Genomic DNA, 16,176 nt, shown 5'->3' on the forward strand with positions numbered 1-16,176 from the left:
TACAGGTACTGACTCGATGGGCATTTTATTGCCCATAGGTGCGTACACTCGTCGATGTGCCTTTTTGTTGTGCACGCTGTTTGCTAGATTTATATACGCATGCCTAAATCAATCAACGAAATGGGAGCCTTATGGCTGAACATATCATCGTGACCAATGCTGAGGGAATCGCCTCCGAACCGGTTCGGAAGGCGCTCAAGGAAGCACAGAGAGCCGGTGGGCGCCCCACCCTGTTTGTGCCGGGGTTACCCCAGCAAGATGAAGCCCAACGCGTGTTTGCGCAGGAAGGTCCCGATTTCTTCGGCGTCGATGTGACCAGCATGTCGAGCTGGCTCGAAGAGCGTTGGGAAGCCTGGGGAGATGGCACACACCTCGTGAGCCCGCCCGAGCGGACTCTGATCTTTCAGCAACTGCTCTCCGGTGGAGAGACGGCGAGCCTAACTCCCAATCCGGGTACCCTGAGGGTACTTGGACAGCTTGCGCGCTCCGCGCTTCCATATTTGCCACTCAATAGCGATGGGAATGTCGAGGGTGAACAGGCAAAACAGGCGAATCTCACGAGTGCAGAGATTGAAGCGATTGAGTGGGTCGCCCGCTATAGCAAAGAACTTTGTGCCCGTAACCTCACCGAAGGCTGTGTAGCGGCAGGCACTATAATCCAGCGCCTGCTTAAGGCTCAGGTTACGCTGCCGGCTGTCGTCGTCAGTGGCTTTGCGACGATGCGGCGTCCGCAGCGTGAACTCTTGGTTCAGCTTGCTCAGCACAGCCACGTCTGGATTGTCTTTGAGACGGGAAATGAGGTGGCGACTGCGCAGACTGCTCAGCTCATAGAACAGTTGAAACAGGAAGCCGCTGCAGCTGACGTTGTGTGTGAGGTAGAGGAAGACCACTACAAACCACAAGCGGTACGCACTACGGGATTGACTGCCTTGAAGAATGCGATTTTCCAGGGTAGAAACGACCTCACCGCAGATGGCTCGGTAGAGCTCTTGTACCCCGCCGGCTCCCATGCAGAAGCAGAATTGATCGCGCGTCGTATTGAGGATCTGGTCAAACAGGGAGAAAGACAGATCGTAGTTGCGGCCCCCTCTGCGGAGCGGGCGTGGAGAGAGCTGGCCCCAAAACTGGTAGCTCGGGGTATCTCGGTTGAAGGGTCGATCAGTAAGAATCTGCTGTCCTGTGACGCAGGAAGGGCATTTCTGGAGTTTGCACAGAAGGTAGCAACGCTCAACCAGCTTGCCGAGAGTTGGCCTGAGCCCACACAGACTAAAGAGGGGGAGACAGCAATTCGACTCGGCGATATGAGCTGGTGGCCACCTGAAGAGCTGATTGACTTCTTCGAAAACGATATTGCCCAGATGAGTGTCTATCGAGCGCAGCGGCTCGATAAGCGCTGGAGAGGAGATCGGCTCCTCACCCCACAGGAAGTCCTGGGTACCCTGCAGAAGCAGAACAGCTGCTCTCCGATAGTCGCTGCAGCGACGAGAGAGCTGCTCAAAGGCCACATCGGTGGTGCTGCCATGAAGCTGGCAGAGCCCTATCTCAATCACACCGAAAATCGAGCGATCGATGACTATGCGATCGATGCGGAAGGTGAGCAGGTGAATTTGCACAAGCGACCGCATGATCCCTATGCCGACGCAGAGGCACAGGGTGTTCTGCGTGGCGTGGTGAACGCTTCTGCAGTACTGAGAAGTCAGGGCTTGCATTACGATCCCAAGAACGATTCCGCGGACAAACTGTGTGAGGTGGTCGAGTACTTAAAACAGCCTTTAGGGGAGACCACCGTATCCCTGCACCCCGCCGTTGAGGCTGGGGGATCACGAGGACGGGTGCTGATTGTCAGCAAATCGGAAGCTGCAACGATGGAGCCTGCGAGCGCCGATGTTCTGATCAGCTGCGCAGAGACCTCGACAGAGTCTGCGGTGGATGACGGAGATGATGTGGTGAGCTCGCTCTTTGAGCGGCTCAATATCGACCCTGCTCAAGATCCCATGATGTCAGCGCGTGCACGGTTCTACCGGATGCTGTGCGTGCCCATCCACAAATTCATCTGTGAGCGGACGCAGTTCGGTGCAGATTCAAAACAGTGTTTTCCCTCGGTCATGGTGCAGGAACTCTTAGGAGCCTATGGGATGAGCGATGAGAAACCGAAGCAGGTCAAGGCCTGCATTGACAACCATATTCTGGTAACTGAATTGAGTGAATATGATGCGGCGCGCAATATCTCTGCCGAAGGTAAGAAATCTGAGGTCACCTCACATGAGAAAATCGGACCAACCGGTTCGATCAGCAAGGCTTCACGTCCCTACATCTCGTTTCCTTCTCCAACGAAGGTGGAGCTCTATCATGGAAAGCCGGTTCTGTCCGCCTCTCAGATAGAGTCCTATCTCGAGTGCCCCTATAAGTGGTTCAGTATGAGAAGACTCAATTTAACAAACAGCGATGCTGAATTCGGCAACATGGAGATGGGAACCTTCGTACATCGCGTGCTCCAGGTGACTGGCGAGCGAATGCTCACACAGGCGCTTGCGGGAGGTGGCATCTCCGAAGAGGATCTCAAACGTGAGCCGTGGACTGAGGTAGCAGGATCTCGGGTATCGGATCCGAAGAGCTTAGAGGTCGCTCAGAAGCTTTTGAATGAGGAGTTCGATGAGCATCTAGCGCACCAATATATAGTGAAGGGGAAGAATAGCCGTCCACAGGCCTTTGTACCCCATACTGAGGAGGATCAGGGAAAGCTAATGGCATTGCGGCAGGATCTGCTCTCTGCCCTGAAGTATCAAGGCGAACTCTTTGATGGGTTTGAGCCACGATTCTTTGAGTGGAATTTCGGTAAAGAGGAGCCGGTTGAATATGCTGGCGTCTACATGGTAGGCACCATTGACCGTATCGACGTCAATGCCCACAAGCAGGCGCTTGTGATCGATTACAAGCATCGTTCCGCGAATAGCTTCTTTAGCGACTACGCAGTTTTCCCTCCGAAGCAGACGAAGAAAAACGGGAGCAAAAAAGCGGAGCTAGAACCAGAAGGGGAAGAGGACCGACCCTTTGTGCTACCCAAGCATATCCAGACGCTTGCATATGCGCAGATCCTCCGCAGGCTTACCGGCCTTAAGGTCTGCGGTGGCGTGTATCTGTGCACAAGGAGAGATCATGGGCTGTCAGGCGCAGTGAGCGAGCATATGGCCGACATTGTCTACGGTGACCATCAGCTCAGCTCACGCTCACTGAACCGCATTGCGGTGCCCCCTGGCTTCACCGGTACCTCCTCTGAGGAAAGCGGCTTCAATGCCCTGCTCGACACGACGGAGGACCTGATCGCGGAGAAGATTGAAGAGCTGTTGGACGGCAATATTGAAGCGAATCCGCGTGACAAAGACGCCTGTAAATTTTGTCCGGTTTTGAACTGTGAGAAGAGACAACCATGAGCACCCTTGACCTGTCAGGATTAAACGACAATCAGCGAGCCATCGTACAGACGCTCGATAAGCCTCTCTTCGTCGCAGCGGGCGCAGGCTCCGGCAAGACTTTTACGCTGACGCAGCGGATCGCCTGGGCTCTATCACCGGGCTCCGGTACAGATGGAAAGCCCTTTCTGGACGATATCTCTCAGATCCTGGTGATTACTTTCACCAATGCGGCCGCGCGTGAAATTAGAGAGCGCGTTCGTCCCACGTTGCGCCAGTGTGGCCTGAGGGAGCAGGCGCTCAACGTCGACAGCGCCTGGATTTCCACGATCCATGGGATGTGCTCCCGTATCCTTAAGAGACATGCCCTCGATCTGAACATCGATCCGGAGTTCTCTATCGCCTCAGAAAATGAAGTGAATGAGCTGAGAGGCAATGCCTTACAGCACGTTGTCGGTGACGTCCAAAAGAAGCAGAATAAAACACCCCAGGAACAGCTGCTCTTTGAACGCATGAATTTTGGTTCTCTGGAAGGGGTGGGCAGCAACGAGGTATCGATCCTCAATTCAGTGTCTAAGGTCATGACGATCGCGGCCCAGACCCCGGGAGGCTACAAAAGCCTTTGGGTTCCTAAGAGTGGAGATATCGCAAGTGCGATGGAGAGCTTTGCGAATCACTACGACGGGGTGCGGACGTATCCCCTATCGGCAAAAGATAGACCTAAGGTGGAAGCTTCCTGTGAGGCGCTCCAAGAGTTCCTTGCGCTTGCTCCGGGCAAACGTACGCCCCAGGCAGCTCTCGATACGCTCAATCAGGTAAGCATGCCTCGGAGTTCAAGAGGTGGCCTCAAGGAATATAAAGCTCCCCTCGAGGAAGAGTTCGCTCTGTTGAAGATCGACATCCTGCTTGGCGGATTTCGCCCTGGCATGGAGGAGATCATCGAACTCGCGCAGAAGACAACAGCGTACTATCAGAACTTGAAGCGCGATGGTTCGCTGCTCGACGACGACGATCTGATCGCACAGGCACTGCAGGCACTCGAGACCTCCCCTGAGGTACAGGCAGACTATCGGGGACGCTTCAAGCTGGTGATGATCGACGAGTTCCAGGATACCGACGCGCAGCAGTTAGAGCTCATCAGCTATCTGAGTGGAACCGATGTGGAGCACCTCACAACTGTCGGTGATGCGCAGCAGTCGATCTATCGGTTCCGTGGAGCCGATGTCGGAGTCTTCCGGAGCCGTGGAGCGGGGTTGCCCGAAGACAATAGAGTGCAGCTTGATATGAACTACCGCAGCCATGCGGACATTCTGTCTTTTGTTGACAAGGTCTGTGGGGGAGATCAGGGAGTCCTCAAGGACTTTATGCGCCTGAAAGCCAATCCTGCCCACAGCAGCGATTTCCCGGACTCGTTGCCCCGCATTGATATCGAACTCACCTGTGGACAGAAAAACGTCTCCAAAATTCAGGGAGCCGTCGCAGCTCAGGGAATTGCAGCCCAATTCAAGAAGTATGCCGATGCCGGGGTGTCTGCGGGCAACATGGCGCTCTTGCTGAGGGCTATGACAAACGCCGACCAATATGTCCAAGCGATCCGGGATGTGGGACTTGAGTGTGTGGTGAGTGGTGGATCTGGTTTCACCACGACGATAGAGGCGCAGACTATGGGCGCGCTGCTGCACTATCTTGCAAACGATCACGACAGTGAAACGGGGCTCTTCCCCGTACTAGCCTCCCAGATGTTTGGGTTGGGTGCCGATGACTTCGTTAGTCTCGGTACCGGGACCCATGTGAATACCGGCAATCCGATCAAACGGGCGATTGAATGCGGCCTGGAGACCATGGAGTTCAGAGAGGACGCTTCGGTCTCGCCCCGGCTCGTGCGGGCACACAATATTCTCATGGAAGCCCGCTCTGAGATGCGCAGAAAGCCGGTGGCTGAGGTGTGCCGGGAAGTCGTGGTAGCTTCCGGCTGGCTCAATCGGTTGGAGGAAGAAGGGGTAACCGGACAGAGCAAAGAGGCAAACGTGTTAGCCTCCATCGACTACATCCGTGACCTCACCGAAGAGATGGGGCTTGGTCCCGCACGTGCTGCTTCTGAATTTGACACGTGGCTCAGGGTCTCTAAGATCTCTCCGTCCCGATTGAACGGTATCGGATCCAATGCTGTACAGGTTATGACTGTTCACGCGTCCAAAGGGCTGGAGTTCCAAGTCGTTGCCGTAGCAGGATGGGATGGAACCTCGAGAGTAGACCAGATCCTCCATGGGCATGCACAGAGCAGCGAGGGCACCGAGGCCCTGATCATTCGGGCTGATAAAATTGACCAGAGGGTGCTTGATAAGCTCAAAGAGATTCCCGACAATCCACAGACGTTGGGGGAGTGGTATCCCTATCTGCGCGATAGCGAGAAGCAGGCTGATGCCGAAGAAGCGACGCGGCTGCTCTATGTAGCCCTCACGCGTGCCGAGGATGCCCTGATCTTTGATATTGACGGCTATACAATCAAGAGCAGTCCTTCGCTCAGTCCTGATCTGACCGGTAGGGTGATGGGGGCGCTCTTCGGTGGTGCAGTCCCGCAGGCAGGGACCAGTGAGCTCGATTTTGGTGGATCGATGCCAGCAGTGGTTCACACCTATATTGAAACGAAAGGTAAGGGAAAGACATCGTCACTGGACACCGGTGGGCTGCTCCCGGAGCTTGAGGGACAGCCATTACAGGATCCTGCAGATGTTGCACGGCTGCTGCATGGCTCTTCTGAAGATACCGCTGAGCAAACGCCGACTAGCTTTGACCTCTTTGCGATCGAGCCGGATCCCCTGACGGCACAGGTTGAGATGGAGAAGAACCGCTTTGATGTCTTCAGCTTCTCTGCGGCTCATGAGAAGATGGCGCACATGGTGCACCAGCCGTATCACATGAAGAGCGCGATCCCGGTAGGTTGGCAGGCCGCGCAGGAGTCGCAGGATGAGACTGCAGATCCCGACAGGGCTACCAATATCGGCTCGGCCTTCCACCTGCTGGCGCAGACCATCGTGGAGTCAGGGTACTATCCGACTGATGAGCACATCCGCGAGGTGGAAGATTACTGGGGGCTGGGTGAGCGCGCTCGGAAACGCGTTGAGGCGGCCCTCAAGCGGTGGTTTGGGTCCTCTATCCGCAAGGAAGTGCTTCAGTATCAGAACTTGCAGGCAGAGCTTCCATTCTTCAGCAAGGCCCACTCTGAATTGGGATCCTATGCGACCGGCGCCTTTGATGTGGTCGCCTACAACGATAAGGATGAAGTGCTGCTGGTCGACTACAAAACCGGTGACACCAAGTTGGATATCGATCGGATCCGGGAGAACCACAGCCTGCAGGCAGACCTGTACGCGCGGGTACTGATGGATATAGGCTTTGAGCGTGTTCGCGCACGGTTTGTGTGTGTTGAGCGCGAGGATCCTAATGAGGCGGGCGAGCCGCTCGTGGTGGCGTATGATTTCGATCAGAAGAATGCGCCCTATGCGTGGTAGTACACTTGTTCGCTTGTAATCTGCTATGCTAGACTGCTCAGTAACAAACTGTCTGATATAAGCACAGGAGTTTTCATCCATGAGCTTTGTTCATCTTCACAATCACTCTGACTTTTCGCTGCTCGACGGCGCTTGCCGTATTCCTGATATGGTAAAGAGAGCTGTTGAGTTTCATATGCCGGCGGTGGCCTTAACGGATCACGGCTACATGTTCGGTATCCCCAATCTGGACCTGGAGTGCCGCAAGTACAATGACGTCCAGGAGAATATGAAGCAGTGGCGCCACGACATCGAATGCTTCAGCAAAGGTTGGGACCTGGAAGAGCCCAAGCCTGATGCCCCGGATGCGGACTACTTCCATGCGGTGCACGCCCAGTGGGAGCGGGACAACCAGCTGTGGGAATCCTCAGGCCATAATGTGGACGCGGTCAAAGCGAAGAAGCCGCGTGAACTGATCAAGCCGATCTTCGGCTGTGAGGCCTACTTTATTCAGGACAACTGCATTCCGCACGGTACCAAGCAGGTCCGCTATCACCTGATCCTTCTGGCGAAGAACGAGACCGGCTACAAGAACCTGATTAAGTGCATGTCGAAAGCGGCGGGGCACGAGATGATGTACTACAAGCCCCGTATCACCTTTGCGATGCTCGAGCAGTACCACGAGGGGCTGATCTGCCTCTCCGCCTGCGTGCAAGGCATCATCCCGCAGATGATTATGGCCGGCGAGTTCGACGAAGCCCGGGAATGGACCAAGAAGTTCAAGGACCTCTTCGGTGAGGACTTCTACATCGAGATCCAGGACCACGGGCTCAAGTTCTCTCGCGGCTGGAACGACCGTAGCCTCGACGAGCGCTTGGTGAAGCTCGCCCATGAGCTCGATATCAAAGTCGTTGCCACCAACGATATCCACTACCTGACACGTGAGGATGCCTCCACTCAGGACATCCTCTCCTGCATTGGGAAGAACACCACGATCAACGACTCCTCCCGCATGCGGATGGAGGGCGCTGAGTTCTACCTCAAGAGTGAAGAGGAGATGCGTAAGCTCTTCGATTGGGTACCGCAGGCCTGCGACAATACGCTCGAGGTTGCCGACAAGTGCAACTATGAGCTCGACTGGACGCACATGTACCTGCCACAGTTCCCAGGTCTGAAGCCAGGGGAGACCGCCGAGCAGCGCTTCCGTGCGGAGTGCGAGAAGGGTCTGGCACGCCGTTACGGCAAAGACTGGAAGCACGTCACGATCAATGGCATCAACGTCGAGGACCGCTACGAGCACGAAGCCGGCATCATTATCGACAAAGGCTTTGCGAACTACTTCCTGATCGTTCAGGACTATGTCCAGTGGGCCAAGGACCATGGGATCGGTGTCGGGCCAGGCCGTGGCTCTGCCGCCGGCGCTATCGTCGCCTACGCGATGAACATCACGAACTTCGATCCGTTGGAGAACGGTCTGATGTTCGAGCGGTTCCTATCCCCGCAGCGTACCGAGATGCCCGATATCGATATGGACTTCGACGATGAGCACCTGCAGGATGTCCTGCAGCACGTGCGTGACGTCTACGGCGAGGACCGCGTCTGTAAGGTCATCACCTACTCCACCATCAAGGCGAAGCAGGCTATCAACGATGCGGCCCGTGTATTGGGCTTCCCGGTCTACGTGGGACAGCGACTCTCAAAGATGCTCTCCAACGACGCGAGCCTGAAGCTCAAGAATGCGCTGCACAAGAATCCGGATAGGCCGGACCAATACTCTCCGGACTTTGAGGAAGCCTACAACAAGGATGCGGACGCCAAGTCCATTATCGACGCTGCCATGTCCATCGAGGGCCTGACTCGTGGCGAGGGTGTGCACGCTTGCGCAACCCTGATCGCTCCGACCCCGGTCACCGACCATGTGCCTACCAAGCTGGATACCAAGGGCAACGTCACGATCACCCAGTACGAAGGCCATTCGGTCGCAGACATGGGCCTGCTGAAGATGGACTTCCTGGGCTTGAGAACCCTCACCGTTATCAACAAAGCCCTACAGAATATCAAGTGCAGCTATCCGAACGCCTCCGATATCGCGCGGATGCCTGAGCAGGTGAAAAAGACCATTAAACTAGGCGCCGCCTGTGTCGATATCGATATGGACAAAGTCGACTTTACGGACCCTGCGATCTATAGGCTCTTAAGTGAAGGCAAGACCGCCGGCGTCTTCCAGGTCGAGTCCGCGGGCATGACCGCCACGATCAAGCAGATGCAGCCGACCGAATACAAGCACATCGTCGCACTGATCGCCCTCTACCGTCCGGGTCCTCTAGGCGCCGGTATGGTCACGAGCTACATCAAGCGTATGCACGGCGAAGAGCCGGTTGTCTACTACGATGACCGCCTCAAAGACATCCTGGAAGAGACTTACGGAACCATGGTCTACCAGGAACAGGTCATGCAGATCTCGATGAAGATGTGCGGCTTTACCCCGGGCGAGTCAGATAGCCGTATCCGTAAGCCGGTGGCTAAGAAAAAGATCAAGATGCTCACGAGCCAGGTCTTCCACTGGGAGGCCACAGGCGCCGATGAGACCATATACGACCACTGGATGAACGGCGCGGTCAAGAACGGCTACAAGAAGGAGATTGCCCAGAAGATCTGGGACGATGTCTTGGAGTTCGCCTCCTACGCCTTCAACAAGTCGCACTCTGCCGGTTACGCCATTCTCGTTATGCAGACCGCCTGGCTCAAGGCCCACTTCCCGAAGGAGTACATGGCCTCCGTCCTCTCCTCCTACATGGGGAAGACCGATAAGATCGTGCACTATGTCTCTGCCTGTCGCCACGAGGGCATCAACATCCTACCTCCGGATATCAACGAGTCCGGCCGTGACTTCACCGCCACCAAGGACGGTATCCGCTTCGGCTTCGCGGGCATCCGCGGCGTGGGCGAGTCAGTGGGCGAGACCATCATGGCTGAACGTACAAAGAGCGGTCCCTTCAAGACGGTCCACGACTTCGTGGACCGCGTGGACGCCTCACAGGCGAACCGCCGCGTCGTCGAGGCGCTGATCAAGAGCGGGGCCTTCGATTTCACGGGCTACACGAGAAAACAGATGATGCACTTCGTGGACAAGAACAATGCGCGCAACATTATCGAGTCCGCTGCCAAGCGCCAGAGGGACCGTGCCCAGGGGCAAGTCTCCTTCTTCGACCTCTTGGGTGACGTCTCGGATTCCGGCTTTGAGGATAAGATCCCCGCACCGGACGGTATCGAGTGGGATCGGCGTACCAAGCTCGCCCAGGAGCATGAGGTGCTTGGCATCTACGTCTCCGACCACCCACTGCGTCCGTATGAATACGCGCTCTCCAAGGCTCGGGACTACAAGATCTCCGATATCTCAGCGACCGAGGATGCCGTCGATCCGGTGAGCGGCGCGACCGTCGCCCGACACGTTATCCCGGACGGCAAAGTGGTCCGGCTGGCGGGCATGATGAGCGGGATCGATAAGAAGACCACCAAGACCGGCAAGGCAATGGCAATCGTGCAGCTTGCGGACATGGAAGGGGAGACCACTGTCGTGGTATTCCCGAAGCTCTATGAAACGTGTCAGGCTGCGCTGTGTGGCGAGATCGACGAGCAGACCGGTGAGACTATCGGCGATGTCTTTCTGAAGGTTCGGGGCAAGCTTGAGCGCTCCGATCGCGGCGACCAGATCATCGCGGAGAGCGTGGAGCCTCTGATCCTCAACAGTGAGACCAATACGCCAAAGGTGCTGGAGGTCAATCTTGCCTCTGATATGCTCAGCGCAGGGCACATGGAGCAACTGGGTTCCGTCTTCAACCGCTATCCCGGCCTCGACTACGTCGAGCTTAGGATTGAGGGAGCCAACTCAGGCGACCTGACCTGCTTCGAGCTGCCGACTAAAGTCGACGCGCACAACATGGTGTTGATCGCGGAAGTCAGCGACGTCGTGGGTAAGCACGGGAAAGTCGTTGTAGCCTAACTGATAAAACTTAGTTTTGATTGATACGGAGACACCTCAAACGGGTACAGAAAATATTGGACGGAGAAAACCCGTTTGAGAGAGAGGTATGGATTATGAGCGAGACAACATTTTATCTGTGTAAGGACTGCGGTAACCTGGTAGCGCTGCTGCATCGCGGAAGCTGCACCCCGCAGTGCTGCGGCAAGCCGATGGTTGAGCTTAAAGCCAACAGTACCGACGCGGCACAGGAGAAGCATGTTCCGATCTGCACCCGCAAGGGTGACACCGTCGAGGTTCAGGTCGGCAGCACTCTCCATCCGATGGAGGAGAAGCACCACATCATGTGGATCGCGCTCTCACAGCGCGGACGTCTCGATGTTCGGTTCCTCCATCCGGGCGAAGAGCCGAAGGCGGTCTTTGAGCATGTTGCAGACAGCGGCGCGACCGTTTATGCTTATTGCAATTTGCACGGACTTTGGAAAGCCGAACTGTAACGTTGTCTGACAACCACAGCAAGTAGCATGTATGCGAGACTCGACCAAATGCAAAGCGGGTCTCGCTCTTTTTGTGAAGTGGAGCAGGATGAAAGTATCAATCGCGCAGATCGCCACGGTGGCGGGGGATTTTGAGGATACGGTCGGCAAGATGGTCCGCTATGCAAAGCAGGCTTGCGCACAGGGCAGCAAGCTGATCGTCTACCCCTATGCGACTCTGACCGGCTCACAGTCACAGTTCTTCGATGAAGCAGTCTCGGAGCACTTCCTGGACGATGCGGTGCACGCACTTTACGATTTCTCCCAACAGATCAAGCACTTAGAGATCGCCGCTTTGGTGCCGCTCAGCTATCAGACTGAGAGCAGCCTGATCACCGACGCAGTGCTGGTACACCACGGAGATCTGACCCCGATCCGCTCAGCCTGCCTGGCGCGTGCTATGCAGCAGCTGACTGAGGACAAGGACAGCGACAGTGAGGATGACTACTATCTCTCGGATAACGGGGTCGCGATCTTTACGGTCGACGGTGCGCGCTGCGGGGTTGTCTTCACTGTCGATGAGATGGATCAGCATCTGGATACCGATGAGAAACTCGATATGCTCATCTTTATCCCGTTTGACAGCTTTATCTATTCGGATGCCAACGCGCAGCTCGCGGTAGGTCTCGGCGCAAATGATTACTTTGAGGAGGTGGATACCCTTGGGTACCCCATGGTCTGTGCCTCCGGCGTGGGCGGCTATGGGGAGGATATCTTCCCGGGCTCCTCGTTCATCATCGCTCCACACCAGACCGTGATCAGCATCGGTCCCTTCTTAGAGGAGGCGCTCGTCACCGGTGAGACCGCGCAGACAGAGTCGTTGCCGTCCCACCTGACCTGGGAGATCGGGGCTCCGGTTGAGCCGATGCTCTACGATGCGCTCGTCACGGGGACCACTGACCTGGTGCGTCAGCAGGGCTTTGAGACCGTCGCCGTGCGTGTGGATGGCTCTTTGGCCTCGCTTCTGCTGGTGTGTCTGGCGGTGGACGCGGTCGGGCCCCTAAACGTGCGGGCACTCGTCTGCAGCGATGACCCTGAGACTAAATCGGTGATCACAAATCTGCGGGTGGATACCCGGACTCCCGACTTCAGACTGCCGATTCCGCAGCCCCATGCTTGGGCACGCTACACCGACGAGCTCCTGCAGTCAGTGCAGGAGGCGTTTCTGGCGGAGTTGGCGCGTGAGAATGACTCCCTGATCCTGCTGGCTGACGATAAGACCTCGCTGGCACTCGGTAAAGGCTCGACGCTGCGTTACCCCTACCTGTGGGCCCCCTTCGGTGATCTCTTTATGAATGAGGTGCTCAACCTCGCTCAGACCAGAAACGAGATGTCCCCGGTGATCCCGCAGGCGTGCTTTGGACGCTATGGCTGTCCGTGGCTCGATAGGTTCGAGTCACTCGGGGCGAATGACCGGGAGCGGCTGGAGCAATTTGACTCGATCCTGCTTATGAGGGTTGAATTGGGTATGGACTTCGAGGAGATCTCCTCCTACTTTGAGGATCCCTCCGTGGTGCGAGGAGTCCTCGACCTGCTTGATCAGGCAACGATGGCGCACTTCACGGTGCCGCCGACCTTTGCGCTATCTGACCGGATGCTGCGCGACTATGCGAGCTCGCTGGGGGTCGCCTGGCACGACCACGCCCGTAAGAACCAGGGTACACTCGATATCCAGTCCCTGTTGAAGAAGGTTATCGACGCGATCAATGAGGATGACTCTGGCAGACAGAGACCACTCAACGAGATGAAGGCCTTCCAGGATGCCCTCGATATGATCCGTGACATGTCCGAGCGCCAGGACGACGAGAGGGAAGATCAGGACAACGGGAATGACAACGGCGTAAATATCGATCTGGGCAACGGACTCAATTTCCGCACCGGGCTCTCCGGTTGGGAGAATCCCTTCTCTGAAAATTAGTTGTCAGATCCGGTGTGTGCTAGTATGGGTAACCTAGAACGATTGTTCGGGGGATCTATGGTCATCATCGGAATCGATCCCGGCCTGGCGCACACCGGCTGGGGCATCATTGAGACGCGGGGATCAGAGTACCATGCACGGGCCTATGGCTGCATCATAACGAAGGCGGATACGCCCTTGGTCGAGCGCCTCGGCAAAATCTATCAGGACCTCAACGATGTGATCATCCAGTTTGAGCCATCGGAGCTCTCGATCGAGAAGATCTTCTTCGGTGAGAATTCTCGCTCCGCGATCGTCACCGCGCACTCCCGTGGAGCGGCGCTCGTTGCCGCAGCGGAGAAGAACCTGAAGGTCGGGGAGTACACCCCGATGCAGATCAAGCAGGCGGTCGTGGGGACCGGCTCCGCAGATAAGCACCAGGTGATATTCATGGTGAGGAATATTCTGCACATGGACCATGACCCGCACCCGGACCACTGTGCCGATGCGCTTGCGGCAGCGATCTGCCATGCGAACCTGAGGCGCACCCAGAACAGTTCCCGCTACGCGAACGGCAATCGCAAGACCGCAGCGGCGGTGCGGGCAGCGGAGCTTGCACAGGAAGAGTGGCGGCGCAAGCAGAAGGCGAGCGAGACCGCGCCTGCGACGGCAGCGCGCCTTGAGAAGATGAAGAGAGAGCGGTATATACGATGATCGTACAGCTCACAGGAACCTTGATAGAGGGTACATCGACCCATATCGTGCTTGACGTCGGGGGCGTCGGCTATGAGCTCGGGGTCTCCTCGAATACCGCTGCCGAGCTCCCGCAGGTGGGGGAAGCCGGCGTCACCGTCTACGCCCGCCTGATTACGGGACAGGATTCGCTTCGGCTATACGGCTTTGCGACGACTGAGGAGCGGGCGCTCTTTGATCACCTGATCATGATCCCCAAGGTGGGGCCGAAGGTTGCACTCTCGGTACTCTCCACCTATACCCCGGAGGCGCTCGCCACGATTGTGGCGGATGAGGACACCAAGCGGATGTCGCGGGTGCCAGGGGTCGGCAGCAAGACCGCACAGCGCATGGTGCTCGAGCTGCAGGGCGTCTTTGCGAAGGATGCGGAGTTGAGCCACCTGGGTAAACAGCTCCATGGCTCAGGCTCCGATGCCGAACAGCCCACCCAGGGCAGCACTGCCGCGGTGATGGACGAGGTGAAACAGGCACTTTTGTCTATGGGGTTCACCTCACGGGAAATCGAGCTTGTGCTCAATGGATACGATACGAACGGAGAGGCGTCCGCCAAAGATGCCCTTTCCTATGCGCTAAAGAGATTGGGAGGACATATCTAAATGTGGCAAGCACCTGAAGACGATCTTTTTAGTGACAACCCTGAGGCGGATTACGCCAAACGTGCGCGTGAAGTGGGCGGTGAGCTCACTGAGGATGACCTCGACGTCGACCGTACCTTGAGGCCGAAGGCCCTTGATGACTATATCGGGCAGGAACGCGTCTGTGACAACTTGCGCGTGCTGATTGCCGCTGCGAAGAAGCGCGGTGAACCTTTGGACCATGTGATCTTCTCCGGTCCTCCGGGACTGGGCAAAACCACCCTGGCCAACGTCTTGGCTAACGAGATGGGTGCCAAGATCCATACGACGAGCGGACCCGCGATTGAGCGCACCGGCGATCTGGCAGCCGTCCTCACGAATCTGGAAGAGGGTGACATCCTCTTCGTCGATGAGATCCACCGGCTCAACCACCAAGTGGAAGAGGTGCTCTATCCTGCGATGGAGGACTTCTTCCTGGATATTGTAATCGGCAAGGGCCCGGCTGCCCGCTCCATCCGTCTCGATATTCCCAAATTCACGCTGGTAGGCGCAACGACGCGTACCGGCCTGCTGACCGGCCCATTGCGTGACCGCTTCGGTATCTCCTACCGGCTCGATTACTACACGATTCCGGAGCTCACGCAGATCGTCAAACGCTCCGCCTCTATTCTGGGTGTTGAATGTGACGACCAAGCCGCTGCGGAGATCGCCTCACGCAGCCGCGGTACGCCGCGTCTGGCAAACCGCCTGCTCAAGCGCGTGAGGGATTACGCTGAGGTGAAATCGACCGGCGTGATTACGGTCGACGTCGCACAGAGAGCGCTCTCCTTCTTTGAGATCGATGAGCTGGGGCTTGACTGGATGGACGTGAAGATCCTGAAGGCTCTGACCCAGACCTTTAGGGGCCGTCCGGTGGGCCTCACCACGATTGCGAGCGCGGTCAGCGAAGATCCGGAGACTATCGAGGATGTCTATGAGCCATATTTGCTACAGTGTGGTTTGATGATTCGGACACCCCAGGGCAGAAAAGCGACCCGTGCCGCCTTTGATCACCTGGGACTCGTCCCACCGAGCGACTCTTAGGGGAGACACAATGCTTCAGCACGACTATATCTTGATGCTGGTTACCCAGTTTGTGCAAGCGATTTCCGATGCGATGATCCACGCCTACCAACACCAGGACATGAGATCGATCAAGCAGGTGGAGCAAGCCATCGGAGACCTGCTACAGCTTGACCCGGACACCGCCCTGATGCTCACCCCGGAATCATTGGTGACGATGATGAATCTGTCTGGGATCGGGGACACGGTGGCAGGCTATGCGGCTTATGCTCTGAACAAGCTTTCGAGTCTCTATGAGCGCCGTGGGGATACGGGCCTGGCGGATACCCGTATCCGCCAGGCCCGTGCCGTGGCCGTGGCCTTCGGCTGGGACCTGTCTGAGGTTCCTGAGGCCCTGAAGGATCTGGACAAACAGATCTCCTAAATACTGCGCTCTGCAGACGCTGAAATACAATTTCTCACCGCTGACA

At 56.7% G+C, this 16,176-nt stretch carries 9 protein-coding genes; all 9 read left to right on the forward strand.

Annotation, left to right across the window (positions count from 1 at the left end):
• The first annotated feature begins 131 nt into the window (after positions 1-131).
• The 9 genes from J4859_RS06430 to J4859_RS06470 all read left to right on the forward strand — a co-directional run bounded on the left by J4859_RS06430 (position 132) and on the right by J4859_RS06470 (position 16,130).
• The gene (locus J4859_RS06430) at positions 132-3,431 is read left to right on the forward strand and encodes a PD-(D/E)XK nuclease family protein (RefSeq protein WP_212334384.1); all 3,300 of its coding nucleotides are present in this window, start codon (positions 132-134) and stop codon (positions 3,429-3,431) included.
• Positions 3,428-6,922 carry a UvrD-helicase domain-containing protein gene (locus J4859_RS06435; protein WP_212334386.1) on the forward strand — a complete coding sequence of 1,165 codons (3,495 nt, stop codon included), beginning with the start codon at positions 3,428-3,430 and terminating at the stop codon, positions 6,920-6,922. Before J4859_RS06430 ends, J4859_RS06435 begins: the two co-directional genes overlap by 4 nt.
• Positions 6,923-7,001: 79 nt before the next feature.
• Positions 7,002-10,904: a DNA polymerase III subunit alpha gene (gene dnaE / locus J4859_RS06440; RefSeq protein ID WP_212334388.1), complete on the forward strand. Its 3,903-nt coding sequence runs from the start codon at positions 7,002-7,004 to the stop codon at positions 10,902-10,904.
• Positions 10,905-10,999: 95 nt separating this feature from the next.
• The gene (locus tag J4859_RS06445) at positions 11,000-11,380 is read left to right on the forward strand and encodes a desulfoferrodoxin family protein (RefSeq protein ID WP_212334390.1); all 381 of its coding nucleotides are present in this window, start codon (positions 11,000-11,002) and stop codon (positions 11,378-11,380) included.
• A gap of 88 nt (positions 11,381-11,468) precedes the next feature.
• On the forward strand, positions 11,469-13,337 hold the full coding sequence (locus J4859_RS06450) for a hypothetical protein (RefSeq protein WP_212334392.1): 1,869 nt from the start codon (positions 11,469-11,471) through the stop codon (positions 13,335-13,337).
• 57 nt (positions 13,338-13,394) lie between these two features.
• The gene (ruvC, locus tag J4859_RS06455; RefSeq protein ID WP_212334394.1) at positions 13,395-14,030 is read left to right on the forward strand and encodes a crossover junction endodeoxyribonuclease RuvC; all 636 of its coding nucleotides are present in this window, start codon (positions 13,395-13,397) and stop codon (positions 14,028-14,030) included.
• Positions 14,031-14,050: 20 nt separating this feature from the next.
• Positions 14,051-14,665, forward strand: a complete 615-nt coding sequence (ruvA, locus tag J4859_RS06460) for a Holliday junction branch migration protein RuvA (protein ID WP_371812199.1) — start codon at positions 14,051-14,053, stop codon at positions 14,663-14,665.
• Positions 14,666-15,727 carry a Holliday junction branch migration DNA helicase RuvB gene (ruvB, locus tag J4859_RS06465; RefSeq protein WP_212334397.1) on the forward strand — a complete coding sequence of 354 codons (1,062 nt, stop codon included), beginning with the start codon at positions 14,666-14,668 and terminating at the stop codon, positions 15,725-15,727.
• Positions 15,728-15,737: 10 nt separating this feature from the next.
• On the forward strand, positions 15,738-16,130 hold the full coding sequence (locus J4859_RS06470) for a hypothetical protein (RefSeq protein ID WP_212334399.1): 393 nt from the start codon (positions 15,738-15,740) through the stop codon (positions 16,128-16,130).
• Positions 16,131-16,176 lie beyond the last annotated feature (46 nt).

Origin of the sequence: Atopobium sp. oral taxon 416 (genome assembly GCF_018128285.1) — a bacterium.
In the GTDB taxonomy this organism is placed as follows: Bacteria; Actinomycetota; Coriobacteriia; order Coriobacteriales; family Atopobiaceae; genus Olsenella_L.